Below are 16,555 nucleotides of genomic sequence, written 5' to 3'. Positions count from 1 at the left end.
GGTGCTGGCCTCACTCAGCGGCGCGCAGCGGGGCACCCCGCTCGCGCATGAACGGGACCGGGTTCACCGCGCCAGACGCGTTACGGTCGTTGCGCAGGTGCACCTCGAAGTGCAGGTGCGGGCCGGAGGAGTTGCCACTGCTGCCGACCTTGCCGATCACCTGACCGGCCGTCACGATCTGATCCTTCTTGACGAAGGGCTGAACCACCATGTGGCAGTACCGGGTGATGTAGCCGCCGGCGTGCAGCAGGTCGACGAACCAGCCGCAGCCCCCCTTGCCGGGAAATCCGTCGACGTTGCAGTCTTCTCGGCCGCGATCGTCCTCGTCGCAGGTGGAGACCAACACCCGACCAGTCGCTGCGGCGCGGATCTCGGTGCCCTTGGCCGCGCCGATGTCGACTCCGTTGTGGCGGGGTCGGCTGGCGGTGCGGAAACCGGAGCCGACTCCGCCGGGGATCGGCGCGGTCCAGCCGGAGGCGGCGATCTGACCGCGTTCGGCCGCGTTGCACACCGCCTTGCCGTTGATCTCCACGGTGCGGGCGGCCCCGCCGGCCAGTGCGTCCACGATCCGGCTGGCTACCTCTTCGTGCTTGGCGTACGCGTCCGGGTAAGCGCTGACCTGGACCCGCTGCGCGACCACGGTCAGTGGTCGTTGTTGCCAGCTCCCTACCTTCACCAGCTTCTCGTAGAACTTGCGGGCCGCGTAGGCGGGGTTCAACCGCTCGGCGACACTGCCCCACCCCGGCCGCTGCTGGAACAGGCCCAGCGAGTCGTGGTCCGCGCCAACGCCCTCGTGTGGCAGGGCCAGGGATTCGGGTACGCCGCTGTTGGCGAGGTTGCGCAGGGCGGACTCCTGCATCGCGGTGGCGAGGGCGACCACCCAGCCTCGCGAGGGCACGCCCATGTCCTGGCCGACCTTGATGATGATCGCGGCATTGCGGACCTGTGTGTCGCCGTACTGGGCGAATCGCGGCAGCTTGCCCGCGATGTTCACCGCTCGGACCGGCCCGCACTCCATGCCTGCCATGGTGTCGCCGTTCTCGGCGTCGTCGCCTCCGAGCCCGGTGAGGAAGAACGCCGCGGTGCCGCCGGTGCAGCAGAGCAGAAGCAGCATCCCGGTGAGCACCGCGGCGACCACACCGAGCCGGAGGGGGCCCCGGCGGGTTCTGGCATTACCAACGTCGCTCATGGCCGCTCCCAGTCCAGAACGTCGACCAGCCAACCGCCATCGGAGGTAACCAGCTCCAACCGGAGCCCGCCGGCATCAAGGGGTAGCAGCAACTCGACGAACGTCTCGGTCCGCTCTCGCATGGTTGGAGGACCGGTGACCTTCTCGGCCGGCACGCTCTCGGGCTCGGCACCGGTCAACTTCTCCCTCAGCGCCGGCGTGGAAAGTGGCCGCAGACCAGCCTGCCACTCTTCGGTGGTCATCCCGGGACTGCCCAGCCATGCCTTGGCGAAGCGGTCGGCGGTCTGTTCGGGCGTGCGGGCGCCGGGCGACGTCACGGGTGACGGTGGAGGCGCGCTGTTGAGCAGACCGTCGTCGCCGGCCGTCGGGTCCACCGTGATGATCGGCCCATCCGGACGGCTGCTCAACCCATCGGCTGAGTCACCCGGGCTGGAGATCAGCCTGGCCGCCCCGAGCACACCGACGACCACCACCCCGATCACGAGCGCAACGCCCAGCCGGGACCGCAGCGCCCGGGTGAAGAGAAATTCCAGTGCCCGTCGCATCGCCGTCACCTCGCCTCTGAGCGCACCCGAGGTCCGGTGCGATCCGGTACACGCTCTGTGGAGCCTGGGCGGTAGACCACGAACGACGGGTTCTCAGCCGGAACATCCGGCTCGGTCCAGGTCGCCGGCTGTCGGCGTCGGGGCTGCGGGGCGGTTGGGCGGCTCCGACCCCTGCCCTCCTCCGCCGGCGCCTCATCGGGCCGCTCTCGGCCGTCCGGGCGCGCCGTGTCTGCGCGCCGGCCCTCGGCCGCAGCCGTCGGTACCGGAGCCGGATCCTCCCGCCGCGCCTCCGGGCGTAGTCGGGTCTGTTCCGCGGTGGGGGACCGTCGACGTCCGCCCACCGGCTCGGCGGTGCCGCCCGGCTCGGCCACGTCCAGCCGAGCGGCGGTCCGCATGTCGCGGAAGAACCGGCGGTGCCAGGACCCGGCCGAACTGACCGCTTCGCTGCTGTCCTTGCCACCGAGTTGCGTGATCCGCCGGTACGGCCGCAGCAGCAGCCACCCGACCACCCCGCAGAGCCAGACCAGCACCACCTGGAGCCAACCCGGCATGGTGGGGGTGCTCATGATCAGGTCGACGGCGAACAGGTAGATGGCTGCCCCGGTACCGAAGATGGCGATGTTGAACAGCGCGGCGACCACGGCGTTCGCCAATCGCCGCAGGCCGGAGCTGGCTGGCCGTAGTAGACCGATGGTGCCCAGGATGGGTGCCGCGATCACCGCCCAACGGAAGATCAGGAAACCCAGCAGGACCAGTAGCGACGCGGTCAGGTCGAACATCGCAAAGAGCAGAGCCGCGAGCACGGCGATGAAACCAGCGCCGACCCGATCCATATCGCGAACACCCTGGAGATATTCGTACGCCTCTGGGTCCTCGGCCTTGATCTGCTGCGCCACCCGGGCCCACTGCTGCTGCTTGGCCTTGATCGTCGCTTCTCGGGCCGCCGAGCTGGCGCGCATTGACTTGGCTTCGCCCCACGTCAAAGATTTTGCATCGTAAAGCGCGGGGCCGTATTTGAGCGCAGTCTCGCTTTCTGCCGAACCTAATACGCCCCGGAGCCAATTCCGGTACAGCATTGTCTCGGTAGCGGTGTCGCTGGCTCGGACGGCGGGGGTTCGCAGGTCCTTGCAACGGTCAGGATCGATGCAGCGCCCAGGGTCCGGCTCCTTCGCCTGCGGCCCAACGGCGTCATGCACCACTCCCAGGCTGGTGACAAGTGCGCCGTCGGCGATGTTCGCTGACTTGACCGGCCACGCAGCCAGCGCCGTGACCGCGACCATCACCAGCAGCGCCCAGCCTGCAGTGGTCATCGCGTTGCTCATGTCTGACTGTCGGGACCGCCAGAGTAGATAGAGCCCCACCACACACAGGGTGACGATCCCGAAGACGCTGAACACCTTCTGGTACACGGCCTTGGTCGCCTGTTCGACAAGCGGGTCGGCCCATCCCCACATCGAACCGGGGTCCCAGGCGCGCTCTCTGAGCGCATTAGATGCACCAATGATCGCTGTTGCGGCCATGAACTCGCCATTGGCGATCGTCGTGGTGAACTTGTAGTCCGGGTGGAGCACGCTTGAGGCGCAGCCACCGTCGATGTCATAGGTGTTATAGCTGTAGCCGCCGTAGCCATAGAGGCTGTACCGACCAGCTACTCCGTTCGTGGCTTCCGTCGGTGGTGCGGCGGCGAACCAGCCGGCGAGCCCGGAGTCCGGCGTACCCGGGGTTGGTGCGTTGCGACAAGTGACCTGGTCTTCGCTGACCGCTTGTAGCTTTGCCACGCAGGCGCGGAAGTCGGCTTGCCATTCGGCGGTCGTGCAGAGGTCGGCGCGGGCCTGGGCGGTGGGCGGTGCGGCGGCTGCGGCCTCCGCGCCGATCAGCGGCCAGGTGAGGGTAGCCCCGGCCAGTACGCCAAGGGCGAGCAGGAACGACGCGATCCTTGCCCAGGCCCTAGCCATGTCACGCCTCCAGATCCGGCAGGGGGATGCTCGGTAGGACTCCGGCCGCCGCGGCGATCGCGGCTGGCGTCGTGTCGAGGTGGTCCAGCAGTCCTTCGACGTACGAGACGTCGACTCGGACCTTCTGCACCCGTCCGTCCACGTCGCGCATCACGAACTCGCGGAAGCCGAGCCGGCTGGACGAGCTGGCGTCGGCGGCGGAGAGCGAGGCGAGGGTGGCTTCGTACCCGTCGTTGACCGGCACCCGCAGCAGTCGTAGCGCTTCGGAGGCGATCTCGGCGTCCTCGGCGATGCGGCCGACGAAGACGGTGGAGACGAGGTTCTGCACGTCGAGGCCGAGGATGTCGCGGGGGTTCTGGGAGGCGACCAGTGCGGCCAGGTTCCACTTGCGGGAGTCGCGGGCGAGTCGGACCAGGAAGGAGCGCCCGGACCGCCAGCCTTCCATGAAGTGTGCCTCGTCGAGGCCGACGAGTTTGCGGGATGACATCGAGCCGCCGTAGCAGCGCCGGACGGCGAGCCGGTGCGCGGTGTGCAGCATCGGCAGGGCCAGTGCTTCCTCGGCTGACCAGTACTCGCGTTCGATCTTGAGGTCGGGCAACCGTAGCCCGGCCATGGTGATCACGGTGAGTGCGGCGTCGGCACCGAGCAGCCCTTCCGGCGGTCGGCCGAAGAAGAGCATGGCCAGGGGCATCTCGGCGGTGTCCAGCAGGAGGTTGGCCAGTTCCTTGCCGGCGTCGTCGTCGAGCCGTCCGAGGCAGCTCACCACGTCGTCCAGGGTGGAGGTCTCCTCGGCGGGGACCTGGCGGACCGCGTGTCGGAAGAGGGTGGCGGTCGACGCCTCCCTGGCCACCTGCGGCGGGACGAGCATCATGCAGATGTCCTGGACCAGCATCCGCCGCTCGGCCCGGGCGTTGGAGACGGCGATCTCGAACTCGCGGTCGCCGGCGGCCCCGCTGCCGAACTCGGAGCGCAGCGGCGTCGGGATCAGCGAGTAGGGCGCCAGGGTGCCGTGTTCCGAGCCGGTCAGGTTCAACACCCGGGAGTACGGCCGCAGCTCGGGCATCGCGCAGAGGCGGGCCAGCGGGCCGGACGGGTCGAGCAGGGTCACCTGGACACCTCGGCGGGCGGCCAGGTAGCCCAGGGCGCCGAGCAGGGTGGACTTACCACCGCCTGGTTCGGCGACGAAGACCGCGAGCCCGGAGCGTTCCCGGACCTCCATGGGGAAGTGCAGGTCGAGGAAGACCGGGCGGCGGCAGGTGCCGGCGGTACGGCCGATCAGGTCGCCCCGCCGGTCGCCCACGTTGGACGCGGCCTGGGGCAGCGCGGCGGCGAGCAACGGCACCGGCATGCGACGCACGTAGCCGGTGTTGGCGATCGGCTCGCCGGGGATGAACTCGCGGGCCAGCCAGTCCTGGTTCTTAGGGTGCTGCAGCGAGATGCGCAGCTCCCGGGAGTAGAGCTGGATGAGCCGGCGGGCCCGCTCCAGGCATTCCTCCCTGGTCCGGCCGCCGACCGCGATCCGGTGCCAGCCGTGCGCACGGGCCGAGTCGACCGGGAGACCGGTGGTCATCTCGTCGCCGATCACCAGGGCGCGCTTGGCCAGCCGTTCCAGCTCCGGCGGGGCGTCGATGCCGTGTTCGGCGTAGTCGAGCTGTTGCGAGCGGATCATCCGCAGCCGGTGTTCCAGGTTACGGAAGGAGTCGCCGGAGCCGAGGATGTCGACGCGGGTGGAGATCTCCATCGGCCAGGGCAGCCGCTCGTGGAAGTGCAGCCAGGGCTCGTGCCGTTCCGGGATCTCCAGCGGCTCCATCCGGCCGACGGCGAGCACGGCCACGTGCCGCTCCTCGCCGGTCATCCGGTTGACCAGCTTGACCGTCGAGCCGTACGGGGTGCGGTAGCGCTCGACCTGCTCGGTCATGGCGAGCAGGTCGCCGCGCTCCCAGCGCCCGTCGGTGACGGGGGAGAGGGTGCTCGGCGGGGACATGCACAGCGCCACCGAGCGGTAGAGCAGCCATTCCAGCTCCTGGGCGGTGACCCGTCGGCCGCGCATGCCGAATGCCCCGAGCACCTCGTCGAACTGTTCCACGGTGCGGCCGAGCTTGCGGCGCTCGCCATCGGCGGTGCCTCGCCCGAAGGTGCGCAGCAGCCGCTCGGTGAGCGAGTCGCCGAGGGACCGCCGGGCGAAGGTGACACCGAGGTAGGTCTGACCCTCGGCGTGGTTGACCGCCATGAGGTGGCGTTGGGCGGCGACGAGGTGGTCGGCCCAGCCGGTGGTGCCGGGAACGTCGGGCAGCGGCGCCGCCGTGTGCGTGTCGATGGTGCGAGCCCACTCGTCGGCGGGGAACGGCCGGGTGGTGCGGCGCAGGTGCAGTCGGAAGCCGGCCAGGCCGGCGTACTGCTCGGAGATCGCCGACAGCAGCGCCTCGCGTTCGGCGTCCGGCCGGAACGCCCAGCGGACCTCGGGCAGCCAGTACCAGGCGGTGACGGTGTTCGGTGTGAAGGTGAGGTGGCCGGCGATCTCGGTGATGGCCAGTTCGACCGACGGATCCCGATCCCCGAATTTGATCTTCGGAGCGCGAACCCGGGTCGGCTTGATCGGTCGGTCCGGTCGGCTCGCCGTGCGCTGTCGAGGTGCGGCGACCTCCTTACCGGGGGCTGCGGTGCCGGTGCTCCTGGGTCGATCCGGGTCGGTGGCCCGACGCGCGGTGCGCTCGAGAGCTGGCCGATTCGCAGATGTGATCATCCCCGGCTGCTCCGGCGGAGCCGTGGACCGGCTGGCGGCCGTCGGCTGGGGCTGCGCCTGAGCCGCCGGTCGGGCCGCTGGCGCCGCTGGGGGGCGGCCACTCGGCGCGGTGCTGGCAGGTCGGCGGGCGGAGCCGGCGGTCGCGGACGGACCGCCGGCGGCCGGATCGGGCTCATCGGACGGACGCCCCATCGGCCGTCGATCCCCGGCCTGATGCGGCACCCGGGACTCGCTGACCGGGTGGCCGCCCCCGTGCCGAGGGTCGACGGGTGCGCCACTGTTGTCGGCGGGGGTCCACGGTGGCTCGAGCTCGGGAACCGCGCGAGCGGGTGCCGGGCCGGCGGTTGGTGGCGGCTGATGCGGGATCGCCGGCTGCTCGCGGGTGCTCGGGCCGGCCGTGACGGCTCGCGGCGTGCCGGGTCGCCCTCCGCCGCCGAAGAGGTCCAGGAAGGGGGAGTCGATGTCGGCGTTCTCGCCGGCCGACACGGCGGTGGGCTCGGCGGGTGGCGTCCGGCGGGGAACCGGCCGGGGTGCCTGGAACACGCCGACAGCACCGTGGCCGGGTGACGTCACCAGCGCGGGGTCGAGGGCGACCTCGTCCTCGTCCTCGATGTAGTCGAACGAGTGCGCACGGTGACCGACCGGTGCGCCAGGGCGGCTGGCCGGTGAGCCCGGCGTGGAGGAGCGGCTCATGCGATCGCCTCGGCGGCTGTCGGCAGACCCATGCCCGCGTCCTGCGACGGGCCGTTCGACATACGTCCGGTCATGCCAGTTCCTCCCGAATCCTGATCCGGCTGCCGACCAGGCGCGGATCGCGCTGCTCGACCGCCGGCTCCCGGGTGCGTCGCCAGTCGGTCAGTGCGGTGCGGATGACCACCCGCGCCGGCCGATCGGGGTCGACGTGCCGGAAGATGAACGACGTGGTCACGATGGCGAGCGCGATCTCCCACGCGGGGAAGAGCTCGACCGTCAACGTGAACAGCCAGTGGATGAACATGTAGAGGGGGACCAGCAACATGAAGAGCCCGTACTGGGCGTAGGGCAGGTGGACCGGAAGGGTGTAACCGGGCGGCCCGAGGTAGACCAGGCGGGCCCGGTAGATGTCGTCGTCGGTGCGCAGCCGCATCTGGTGAACGCGCCTATTCGAAGATCAGGTCGATCAGGTAATCGCCGACGAAGAAGAGTGTTGCCGCGCCCGCGATGAAGGCGAGCCCGACGATGGCGATCGCGGAGCTGGTCAGCACCTTGGAGATCTCGCCTCGGCTGGCACGGCCGATGAAGATGACGCCCAGGACGGCGAGCAGGATCGGCGCGATCTTGCTGGCGAAGAAGGTGACGACACCGCTGGTGTCGATCCCCTTCGGTGCCGGCTCCGCGAGTGGAGTCGACGCCAGGGTGGAGAGCGCGTGGGCGACGCCGGACGACGCCGTCTCCATGAGCTCGTAGGCGATCACTGGAACCTCCCCATAGCGCGGCCGGCGATGCCGCGGCGGTGCAATAGGCAAGCCTGGCGGGAAAAGTGCTCCACAGGGCATGGCGTTCTTGACCCTGTGTTCGTTACTCACCACGGAGGGTGGCGAGGTTTGGGCGGATTTTCCCCGCTTCGGCCCTCCCTCCAAGCTTCGCCATCTCGATGCTGGCCAATTCCAAAGCGTACGGGCCGCCCCGGATTGCGACAAGCCGCGAAGGGACTGCCCGATACTGCCCGGATGACCGATCGTACACCTGTTCCAATCGGCACGTCAGGGGTAGTGGTGCGGGGCCCACCCGGGTCGCTGGGTGCCGCCGCCGCGACCGGTACCGTCTAGTCGTGACCGATCTGGTGCGGGCTTCGGGCCCGGTGGTGATGGGCGTCCTCAACGTCACACCGGACTCCTTCTCCGACGGCGGACGGTACGCCGACCTGGACGCCGCCGTCGGACACGGCGTCCGTCTGCGGGACGCCGGAGCGCACCTGGTCGACATCGGTGGCGAGTCGACCCGTCCGGGCGCCGCGCGGATCGACGCCGAGACCGAGGCCGAGCGGGTGTTGCCGGTCATTCGCGAGCTGACCGCCGCCGGTGTGGCGGTCAGCGTCGACACCAGCCGCGCGCGGGTCGCGGAGGCCGCCCTGGCCGCCGGCGCGGCGGTGGTCAACGACGTCTCCGGTGGCCTGGCCGACCCGGACATGGCCCGGGTGGTCCGCGACGCGCACTGCCCCTGGGTGCTGATGCACTGGCGTGGGCACTCCCGTGCCATGCGCGATCTGGCCACCTACACGGACGTGGTGGCCGACGTCCGGGCCGAGCTGTCCCAACGGATCGACACGGCGCTGGCCGCCGGGGTGGCCGCCGACCGACTCATCGTCGACCCCGGGCTCGGCTTCGCCAAGACGGCCGCGCACAACTGGGAGCTCAGTGCCCGCCTGCCGGAGTTGCTGGATCTCGGCTACCCGCTGCTCTTCGGGGCGAGCCGCAAGTCGTACCTCGGTGGGTTGCTCGCCGCCGCGGACGGTACGCCGCGGCCGACCGCCCAGCGGGAGGCGGCCACCGTGGCCACCAGTGTGCTGGCGGTCGCCGCGGGCGCCTGGGGCGTACGCGTGCACGACGTGCGGGCCACCGCCGACGCGCTCGCCGTCTGGGCGGCGACCGGCAGCCCCCGCCTGGCCGTGCCGCCGCACGACAGGACGTTGACGCAACACAATCACGAGCATGGGGTACGGCGATGACGACGGACCGGATCCAGCTGACCGGCCTGCGGGCGCGCGGCCGGCACGGGGTGTACGACTTCGAGCGCGTTCAGGGGCAGGACTTCGTGGTCGACGCCGTCCTGGAGCTGGACCTCGGCCCGGCCGCCGCCAGTGACGACGTTGCCGCCACGGTGCACTACGGCGAGCTGGCCGAACGCCTGGTCGCGGTGGTGACCGGCGAGCCGGTCAACCTGATCGAGACCCTGGCGGACCGGCTCCTCGCGGTCTGCCTGGCAGACGTTCGGGTCGACGCCGCGACGGTCACAGTGCACAAGCCCGAGGCGCCGGTGCCGCACACCTTCACCGACGTGGCCGTCACCATGACCCGGGCGCGTACCCGGTGACCCGGGCGATTCTCTCGCTCGGCAGCAACCTGGGCGACCGCCTGGAGCACCTGCGTACGGCCGTCACCACCCTCGGCGACGCGGTGCTCGTGCTCTCCGGGGTGTACGAGACTCCACCGTGGGGCGACACCGATCAGCCCGCGTACCTCAACGCGGTGGTGCTCGTGCAGGACGAGAGCGCGACCCCCCGCGACTGGCTGGAACGGGCCCGCGACGCGGAGCGCGCGGCCGGCCGGGTCCGGGACCCGCAGCGGCGGTTCGGGCCGCGCACCCTGGACGTGGACGTGATCGCGGTCTGGGGCGACGACGACGAGCCGGTGCTCAGCGACGAGGAGGAGCTGACCCTGCCGCACCCCCGGGCGCACCTGCGCGCCTTCGTGCTGCGTCCGTGGATCGACATCCAGCCGTACGGACGGCTGCCCGGTCACGGCTGGCTGACCGACCTGCTGACCACCGGCCCTGCGGCGGACGGGGCGTTGGAACTGCGTCCCCGGCCGGAGTTGGCGTTAGAGTCGACGGCATGACCGAGCGGAACCGGCCGGCATGACGCAGGCGAAGCCCCCACCCCGCGGGTCGGGCCCGGACGGGTCGCGGATGGGCCCCACCCGGATCTCGACCCTGGTCGTGGCCGGCCTGGCTGCGGCGGCGGTGGCCTGGCTGCTGATCAGCACCCTCTACTACAGCGGGATTCCCCGGCTGCCCTGGCTGCCGGTGGTGACGCTGGCCGGGCTCGCCGTGCTGGAGGCGTACGCCGCGATCAACACCCGGGGCCGGATCGAGCGCAAGCCGGGTCGGGAGCCGGTCAATCCGCTGCTGGTCGCCCGCTTCGTGGTGCTGGCCAAGGCGTCGGCGCTGGCCGCCGCGATCTTCGCGGGCTTCTACGCGGGGCTCACCGGCTGGCTCTTCGTGGAGACCACCCGCGCCGCCCTGGACGATCGACCGGCCGCCGGCGGAGGCCTGCTCGCCTCGCTGGCACTGGTCGGTGCCGCGCTCTGGTTGGAGCGCTCCTGCCGGGTGCCGGAACGCCCGGACGACGAGCGCGAGCAGGACCCCCGGGAGAGCCGCCCCGGCCAGCGCTGAGCAGGGGGTTACGCCCGGCTGCGGTCGCGGGTACGGTGCCTGCGATCGGAGAGCAAGGGCCGCCCAGGGTCCGTCCGTGCGCCGGACTGGGGACGGTCGGCCACTGGGGAGGCGGCGTCATGGGTTACGAAGCAGCGGGCCGGGACCGGTCGGCCGAACCCTCTTCCGGGGTGCCGGCCGCCGTTCTGGACAACGTCTTCGACGATCCCACCCACGGTGAGCCCGGCCGGGATCGGATCGGCGTACACCTGGGGTGGGAGCTGCTGCTGTTGGCCGGGCTGGCCGCCGTGAGTTGGCTGCTCTGGCGGGAGGATCCGGCCGCGGTGCGCGACGAGAACCTGCGCACGCTCCTGATCGACGCGGTCGGGCTGGGGTTGCTCGCCCTGGCCGCAGGGTTGAGTCTGCGGACTGCCGCGCCGAACCTGGCCGTCGGCCCGATCGCGGTGGCCGCCGCCCTGCACTACGCCGAGCAGGGTGACCGGGGTCTGCCGGCGTCGCTCGGCCCGGCCGTGGCGGTCGCCGCGGTGGGCGGGCTGGCGCTGGCGCTGGCCGTGGTGGTGCTGCACGTGCCGGGCTGGGCGGCCAGCCTGGCCGGTGCCGCCGCCGTGGTGGTGTACATCGAACGCCGATCGGCGCCCGTGCTGGTGCAGGGCGACTACGACCCCAGCGGCAGCGCCGGTTACCTGTTCGCCGGGTTCGCCGCGGTGGCCGTCCTGGGTGGGCTGTTCGGCGCGATCCGGGCGATCCGTCGGCTCGTCGGCCGATACCGACCGATCGCCGATCCGGCCCGTCGGCGGGGCGCGGTCGCCGCCGTGGTGACCGCCGCCGCGCTTGTCGTCTCCACCGTGCTGGCCGCTCTGGCCGGCATGCTGCTCGCCGCCAACGACCCCGGGCCGGTGGCGCCCACCTCGGGGCTGGACTGGACGGTGCTGGCCGTCGGCGTGGCCCTGCTCGCCGGCACCAGCGCGTACGGCCGCCGGGGCGGTGTGTTCGGCACACTGTTGGCGGTCGGCCTGGTCACCGTCTTCCAGGTGTACGCGTCGGAGCGCGGCTGGACGCTGAGCAACTGGGTGGTCGGTGGGGCCGCGCTCGGCGTCGGGTTGCTGGCGACCCGGCTGGTCGAGACGCTCGGGCGGCCCCGACCGGGCAGGCTAGAGCGGCCCGAGCCGGTCAGTGACGGCACGATCAGCTCGGGCTGGACCACGCCCCAGCCGCAGTCCGTCGACAACTGGCCTCCCACGCTGCCGACCCAGGCCGCGCCACAGCCGATCGACCCGTGGCGGGATCCGCGGTGGGAGGACGGCCCACGACGGTGGGACACCGACGAGCGGTGAGCCGCGTCGCGTCCGCCGAGCCGGAGCTGATCTCGACCGTTAGGCTCGGCGACATGACCGACTCACCTGCCGCCGCCCCGGGCGGAACCTCGTTCGAGGAGCTTGACGCGCTGTCCACCGAGGAGCTGCGGGAGCGGGCGTTCGCCCTCGCCCGGGAGCGTCGGGACGTGAAGTTCTACTGGTCGGTGCTGCGCCACCTGCCGAACGCGGACGAGGCAACGGTGCTGGACGGCGCCCCGAACTCGATCGGCCCGACGATCGACGAGGCCAACGCGCTGTGGCGGGAGCTGACCGGTCACGGCTACGAGGAGTCGGCGCCGCTGCTGCGGGCCGCCTTCATCGACTACCTGATGAAGCACTGAGCCGCTCGGGGCAGCCCAGGTCCGCCCGAGCCACCGGTTCGGGGCCTGGGCGCATCGCGTCGCTCGTGCACCGTTCCGGCCCGGTCAGCCGCTACGGCACGGCCGCCGGCACCGGCGCGCTCGCCGTGTTGCTGCTGGTCGGCATCTGCGGCAGCCCGGCGTACACCGGCTGGGCCGTCACAGTGACCGACCCGGAGTCGGCCGGGGCCTTCTACGCGCGCCTGCTCGCCTGGCCGGCCTGGAGGCTCGACGCGGACGGGCAGGCCGGCGGGTTGTTCGCCGCCGACCTGCGAGCCGTGCTGCTGGTGGTCCTCGCCGTGGCGCTGCTCTACCTGTTGCCCGCCGCCCAGGTCGCCCGGGTGCCCGGCCCGGTCAGCCAGTTCTTCTCCGGCTGGGCCGCGTACGTGCTGGCTGGCGGGTTGGCCGCGGTGTTGGCGGCGCTGCTGGGCCCGGCACCGTCACTGCTGGGGGCCCTTCAGGACGCCAGCACCGGTGCCGGTTACGGCTTCCTCACCGGTTGGATCATCGGCATCGCCAGCCTCGGCGGTCGCGCCTGACCCCGCCTCGACCGTCGCCCTGACCACACCGAGGTGTGGCCAGGCGCGACGGTCGTACGTGCGCCGGGGCAGGTCAGCTGGTCGGGCGGCCGAGGTCGAGGAGGCGCTGCCGGCTGAGCGCGCCCACCGGCCGGCCGGCGTCGGTCACGAGGAGCCGGTCCCGGCCCGAGGTGAGCAGGACCGCCAACGCGTCGTACGCCGAGCCGTCCACGGAGACGGTGGGCAGGTCCGGTGCGGCGTCCTCGGGCACCGGCTCCAGCGCCTCCCGGTCGAGCGGGGTGACCGCCAACCGGCGGATGCCCCGGTCGGCGCCGACGAACTCGCGTACGAACGCGGTGGCGGGTGCGCCGAGCAGCGCGGCCGGGGTGTCGTACTGCTCCAGGTGCCCGCCCTCGGAGAGGACCGCGATCCGGTCACCGAGTCGGACGGCCTCGTCGAGGTCGTGGGTGACCAGCACGATCGTCTTGCGCACCTCGGCCTGGAGGCGCAGGAACTCCTCCTGGAGGCGGGCCCGGACGATCGGGTCGACGGCCGAGAACGGCTCGTCCATCAACAGCACCACCGGATCGGCGGCGAGCGCCCGGGCCACCCCGACCCGCTGCCGCTGGCCACCCGACAGCTCGTGCGGGTAGCGACCGCCGAACTCGGCCGGGTCCAGGCCGACCAGGTCGAGCAACTCGTCGACCCGGGCCCGGGTCTGGCTCTTGGGCCAGCGGAGCAGGCCCGGCACGGTGGCCACGTTGGCCCGCACGGTCTGGTGTGGAAAGAGGCCGACGTTCTGGATCACGTATCCGATTCGACGGCGCAGCCGAACGGGGTCGACGTTCGTGACGTCCTCGTCGCCGAGCGTGATGCGACCGGCGGTCGGCTCGATCAGGCGATTGATCATCCGCAGCACGGTCGACTTGCCGCAGCCGGACGGGCCGATCAGCACCACCAGCTCGCCGGCCCGGACCTCCAGGCTGAGGTCCCGGACAGCTTCGGTGCCGTTCGGGTAGCGCTTCTGGATGCCGTCCAGGGAGATCGATGCCGCGCGAGGGGATTGGGTCACGTCGGCAGCCTCCGGGGTAACGTCCACGTATGTCCTTCCGCCTGAGCTACCGGGCCGACCCGGGTAACCCCTGGTTCTCCTGGCAGTACGTGCGGGACAACTCTGACACGATCCTCGCCGCGGTGCGCGAACACGCCTCCCTCACCGGGCGAGCGGTGTTGATCGCGGTGTTGATCGCCCTGCCGTTGTCCGTGTTGGCGTACTGGGTCCGTCCGCTCGCCGGTCCGATCCTCGCCGTCAGCGGGGTGGTCTACACCATCCCGTCGTTGGCGCTCTTCGCGTTCATCGCCCCCTACCTGGGCACCGGTGCGACCACGGTGCTGGTCGGGCTGGTCCTCTACGCGCTGCTGCTGATCGTGCGCAACGTGGTGGCCGGTCTCAACCAGGTGCCCCCGGAGGTTCGCGAGGCCGCCGAGGGCATGGGATACGGCCGCTGGAGGCGGCTGTTCCGGATCGACCTCCCGCTGGCGTTGCCGGGCATCGTGACCGGCGTACGGCTGGCGACCGTCTCGACGGTGGCGTTGGTCACGGTCGGGGTGCTGGTCGGCCACGGCGGGCTCGGGCAGCTCATCTTCGCGGGCTTCCAGAACAACCTCTACAAGGCCGAGATCATGACCGCCACGCTGCTCTGCGTGGCCCTCGCGCTCGTGTTGGACCTTCTGCTCGTCCTGGTCGCCCGGCTGGTGACCCCCTGGTCCGCCCGGAGGGCACGGTGACCGTCGCGGCGAATCCGATCGGCCAGGCCATCACCTGGATCAACGACCCGTTGAACTGGACCAACCCGGGCGGCCTGCTGGACCGGCTCGGTGAGCACCTGACCATCTCGGCCCTGGCGGTGGCGCTTGGCTGCCTGGTGGCCTGGCCGTTGGGGCTCTGGTTGGGGCACCTCGGCCGAGGTGGCGGCCTGGTGGTGCTGGTGTCCAACGCCACCCTGGCCATCCCCACCCTGGCGCTGCTCACCATCCTGCCGGTGGTCTTCGCCAGCGGCTTCGGGCAGACGCCGGTCGTGCTGGCGCTCGCCGTCTTCGCCGTGCCGCCGCTGCTGGCCAACGCGTACACCGGGGTGCGGCAGGTCGACCCGGAGGCCCGCGACGCGGCCCGGGGAATGGGCCTGTCCGGTGGGCAGTTGCTGCGCCGCGTCGAGTTGCCGCTCGCGGTGCCCTACCTGGCGGCCGGTTTCCGGACCGCCGCGGTCCAGGTGATCGCGACCGCCGCGCTTGCCTCGTTCGTCAACGGCGGCGGCCTCGGCCAGATCATCCGGACCGGCTTCGGGAGCGGTATCGCGGCCGGCGGCGGTCAGATCGTCGCGGGCGGTGTGCTGGTGGCCGGGCTCGCGCTGCTGGCCGAGGTGGTCCTCGGCGGGGTCGAACGCCTGGTCACTCCCCGTCCGCTGCGGCGCGGACGGCAACGGACGGGTCGGCCCCGGCCGGCGGACGCCACCGGAAGTGCCTGACCCGTCCGGGTGAACCCCGCGTCAAGCCAACTACCTGCGTTCGTCTGATCGGTGACGATGAGGTGACGAAGTCCATCCCGAGTTGTCGGTCGGTTGCGGAGCATGTTGGGTGGACATTCGCGGGCGGCCAACAGTCAGGATCGCCCGTCGGACACGCGGCCGGCCCGGGACGGGCCGCGCCGGGACACGGAAGGCGGGCACATGCGCGCACGTACACGCTTGGCGATCGGGGCGGTCAGCGCCGTCGCCGGGGCAGCACTGCTCACCGGCTGCGGTGATGCCGGCTCGTCCGGCACCGACGCACCCCAGACCAGCGCCTCCGGCGCCGGGTGCGCCCCGGTCGCCGGCCAGCAGCTCATCGCTCTGCAGGACGACAAGAAGCTCCAGAACTCCGACAACGTCATCCCGGCGGTCAACAGCAAGGCGGCCAACCCGCAGCTGATCGCCGCACTGGACAAGGTCTCCGCAGCACTCGACACCCCGAAGCTGATCCAGCTCAACAAGGCCGTCAACGAGGACCGCAAGACCCCCAAGGTGGCGGCCGAGGAGTTCGCCAGTGCGAACAACCTCACCGCGGGCATCGCCAAGGGCCCGGGTGGCGACATCACTGTGGGCGCCGGTAACTTCGCCGAGAGTCAGATCCTCGGCGAGCTGTACCGGATCGCGCTCAGCGCCGCCGGCTACCAGGTCAAGGTGCAGCAGATCGGCAACCGCGAGTTGTACGAGCCGGCGCTGCAGAAGGGTGAGATCCAGGTCGTCCCGGAGTACGCGGCGACCATGGCCGAGTTCCTCAACGCCAAGGAAAAGGGCGGCACTCCTCCGCCGATCTCCTCGCCCGACATCAACACCACGCTCACCGCGCTCAGGGCTCAGGGCGACAAGGTTGGCATCACCTTCGGCACCCCGGCGGCCGCGCAGGACCAGAACGCCTTCGCCGTCACCCAGGCGTTCGCCGACAAGTACGGCGTACGGACCCTCTCCGAGCTGGCCGCGAAGTGCTCCGGCAGTGCGACGGTGCTGGGTGGCCCGCCGGAGTGCGAGCAGCAGCGTGCGTTCTGCCTGCCGGGTCTGCAGAAGACGTACGGGCTGTCGGTGGGCAAGTTCTCCTCGCTGGACCAGGGCGGGCCGCTGACCAAGAGCGGTCTGCGCGACGGCTCGATCAGTGTGGGCCTGATCTTCTCCTCGGACAGCGTGTTCGCCACCAGCTGAGCCCT

General features: G+C 71.4%; 17 protein-coding genes. 10 read left to right on the top strand and 7 right to left on the bottom strand.

Annotation, left to right across the window (positions count from 1 at the left end; translation table 11 throughout):
* Positions 1–10: 10 nt before the first annotated feature.
* The 6 genes from ACIBEF_RS04400 to ACIBEF_RS04375 form a co-directional block, all read right to left on the bottom strand.
* Positions 11–1,189, bottom strand: a complete 1,179-nt coding sequence (locus ACIBEF_RS04400; protein ID WP_396791109.1) for a M23 family metallopeptidase — start codon at positions 1,187–1,189, stop codon at positions 11–13.
* Positions 1,186–1,743, bottom strand: a complete 558-nt coding sequence (locus ACIBEF_RS04395; protein WP_396791107.1) for a hypothetical protein — start codon at positions 1,741–1,743, stop codon at positions 1,186–1,188. Before ACIBEF_RS04395 ends, ACIBEF_RS04400 begins: the two co-directional genes overlap by 4 nt.
* Positions 1,740–3,689 carry an MFS transporter gene (locus ACIBEF_RS04390; protein WP_396791105.1) on the bottom strand — a complete coding sequence of 650 codons (1,950 nt, stop codon included), beginning with the start codon at positions 3,687–3,689 and terminating at the stop codon, positions 1,740–1,742. Before ACIBEF_RS04390 ends, ACIBEF_RS04395 begins: the two co-directional genes overlap by 4 nt.
* A 1-nt stretch (position 3,690) precedes the next feature.
* Complete coding sequence (locus ACIBEF_RS04385; RefSeq protein ID WP_396791103.1) at positions 3,691–7,125, bottom strand: ATP-binding protein; 3,435 nt, start codon at positions 7,123–7,125, stop codon at positions 3,691–3,693.
* A 70-nt stretch (positions 7,126–7,195) separates the two neighbouring features.
* The gene (locus ACIBEF_RS04380; RefSeq protein ID WP_053654782.1) at positions 7,196–7,558 is read right to left on the bottom strand and encodes a hypothetical protein; all 363 of its coding nucleotides are present in this window, start codon (positions 7,556–7,558) and stop codon (positions 7,196–7,198) included.
* Between the two features lie 13 nt (positions 7,559–7,571).
* Positions 7,572–7,886, bottom strand: coding sequence for a hypothetical protein (locus tag ACIBEF_RS04375; RefSeq protein ID WP_396791101.1), 315 nt, complete (start codon positions 7,884–7,886; stop codon positions 7,572–7,574).
* Positions 7,887–8,242: 356 nt separating this feature from the next.
* Between ACIBEF_RS04375 and folP the strand changes: the two genes are divergently transcribed.
* The 7 genes from folP (at position 8,243) to ACIBEF_RS04340 (ending at position 12,837) form a co-directional block, all read left to right on the top strand.
* Complete coding sequence (gene folP, locus ACIBEF_RS04370; protein WP_396791099.1) at positions 8,243–9,139, top strand: dihydropteroate synthase; 897 nt, start codon at positions 8,243–8,245, stop codon at positions 9,137–9,139.
* Positions 9,136–9,504 carry a dihydroneopterin aldolase gene (gene folB / locus ACIBEF_RS04365; RefSeq protein WP_396791097.1) on the top strand — a complete coding sequence of 123 codons (369 nt, stop codon included), beginning with the start codon at positions 9,136–9,138 and terminating at the stop codon, positions 9,502–9,504. Before folP ends, folB begins: the two co-directional genes overlap by 4 nt.
* Positions 9,501–10,028 (top strand): 2-amino-4-hydroxy-6-hydroxymethyldihydropteridine diphosphokinase, encoded by a 528-nt coding sequence (folK, locus tag ACIBEF_RS04360; protein WP_396791095.1) that lies wholly within the window; start codon positions 9,501–9,503, stop codon positions 10,026–10,028. Before folB ends, folK begins: the two co-directional genes overlap by 4 nt.
* 19 nt (positions 10,029–10,047) lie before the next feature.
* Entirely contained in the window at positions 10,048–10,584 is a 537-nt protein-coding gene (locus ACIBEF_RS04355) for a DUF3180 domain-containing protein (RefSeq protein WP_238667218.1), read from the top strand.
* A 119-nt stretch (positions 10,585–10,703) separates the two neighbouring features.
* On the top strand, positions 10,704–11,918 hold the full coding sequence (locus tag ACIBEF_RS04350; RefSeq protein ID WP_396791092.1) for an ABC transporter permease: 1,215 nt from the start codon (positions 10,704–10,706) through the stop codon (positions 11,916–11,918).
* Between the two features lie 53 nt (positions 11,919–11,971).
* Positions 11,972–12,280, top strand: coding sequence for a hypothetical protein (locus tag ACIBEF_RS04345; protein ID WP_396791090.1), 309 nt, complete (start codon positions 11,972–11,974; stop codon positions 12,278–12,280).
* A gap of 65 nt (positions 12,281–12,345) precedes the next feature.
* Entirely contained in the window at positions 12,346–12,837 is a 492-nt protein-coding gene (locus ACIBEF_RS04340; protein WP_396791088.1) for a hypothetical protein, read from the top strand.
* Positions 12,838–12,910: 73 nt separating this feature from the next.
* Here ACIBEF_RS04340 and ACIBEF_RS04335 read toward each other — a convergent pair whose 3' ends face one another.
* The gene (locus tag ACIBEF_RS04335) at positions 12,911–13,915 is read right to left on the bottom strand and encodes an ABC transporter ATP-binding protein (protein ID WP_396791086.1); all 1,005 of its coding nucleotides are present in this window, start codon (positions 13,913–13,915) and stop codon (positions 12,911–12,913) included.
* Between the two features lie 2 nt (positions 13,916–13,917).
* Between ACIBEF_RS04335 and ACIBEF_RS04330 the strand changes: the two genes are divergently transcribed.
* From ACIBEF_RS04330 to ACIBEF_RS04320, 3 genes are all read left to right on the top strand, one after another.
* On the top strand, positions 13,918–14,604 hold the full coding sequence (locus ACIBEF_RS04330) for an ABC transporter permease (RefSeq protein WP_396791084.1): 687 nt from the start codon (positions 13,918–13,920) through the stop codon (positions 14,602–14,604).
* Positions 14,601–15,341, top strand: coding sequence for an ABC transporter permease (locus ACIBEF_RS04325; RefSeq protein WP_396791082.1), 741 nt, complete (start codon positions 14,601–14,603; stop codon positions 15,339–15,341). The genes ACIBEF_RS04330 and ACIBEF_RS04325 overlap by 4 nt, the downstream gene beginning before the upstream one ends.
* A 201-nt stretch (positions 15,342–15,542) precedes the next feature.
* Positions 15,543–16,550: a glycine betaine ABC transporter substrate-binding protein gene (locus tag ACIBEF_RS04320; RefSeq protein WP_396791080.1), complete on the top strand. Its 1,008-nt coding sequence runs from the start codon at positions 15,543–15,545 to the stop codon at positions 16,548–16,550.
* Positions 16,551–16,555 lie beyond the last annotated feature (5 nt).

Source organism: Micromonospora sp. NPDC050795, assembly GCF_044456785.1.
Taxonomy (GTDB): Bacteria; Actinomycetota; Actinomycetes; order Mycobacteriales; family Micromonosporaceae; genus Micromonospora.
The sequence above is the reverse complement of the archived record's forward strand: the minus strand, read 5'-3'. Positions and strand labels throughout refer to the sequence as shown.

Bases quoted from the DNA above. Each gene is read 5' to 3' on its own strand.
- folB (WP_396791097.1), top strand. From the start codon at position 9,136: ATGACGACGGACCGGATCCAGCTGACCGGCCTGCGGGCGCGCGGCCGG.
- ACIBEF_RS04330 (WP_396791084.1), top strand. From the start codon at position 13,918: ATGTCCTTCCGCCTGAGCTACCGGGCCGACCCGGGTAACCCCTGGTTC.
- ACIBEF_RS04320 (WP_396791080.1), top strand. From the start codon at position 15,543: ATGCGCGCACGTACACGCTTGGCGATCGGGGCGGTCAGCGCCGTCGCC.
- ACIBEF_RS04350 (WP_396791092.1), top strand. From the start codon at position 10,704: ATGGGTTACGAAGCAGCGGGCCGGGACCGGTCGGCCGAACCCTCTTCC.
- ACIBEF_RS04400 (WP_396791109.1), bottom strand. From the start codon at position 1,189: ATGAGCGACGTTGGTAATGCCAGAACCCGCCGGGGCCCCCTCCGGCTC.
- ACIBEF_RS04380 (WP_053654782.1), bottom strand. From the start codon at position 7,558: ATGCGGCTGCGCACCGACGACGACATCTACCGGGCCCGCCTGGTCTAC.
- ACIBEF_RS04355 (WP_238667218.1), top strand. From the start codon at position 10,048: ATGACGCAGGCGAAGCCCCCACCCCGCGGGTCGGGCCCGGACGGGTCG.
- ACIBEF_RS04385 (WP_396791103.1), bottom strand. From the start codon at position 7,125: ATGAGCCGCTCCTCCACGCCGGGCTCACCGGCCAGCCGCCCTGGCGCA.
- ACIBEF_RS04390 (WP_396791105.1), bottom strand. From the start codon at position 3,689: ATGGCTAGGGCCTGGGCAAGGATCGCGTCGTTCCTGCTCGCCCTTGGC.
- ACIBEF_RS04345 (WP_396791090.1), top strand. From the start codon at position 11,972: ATGACCGACTCACCTGCCGCCGCCCCGGGCGGAACCTCGTTCGAGGAG.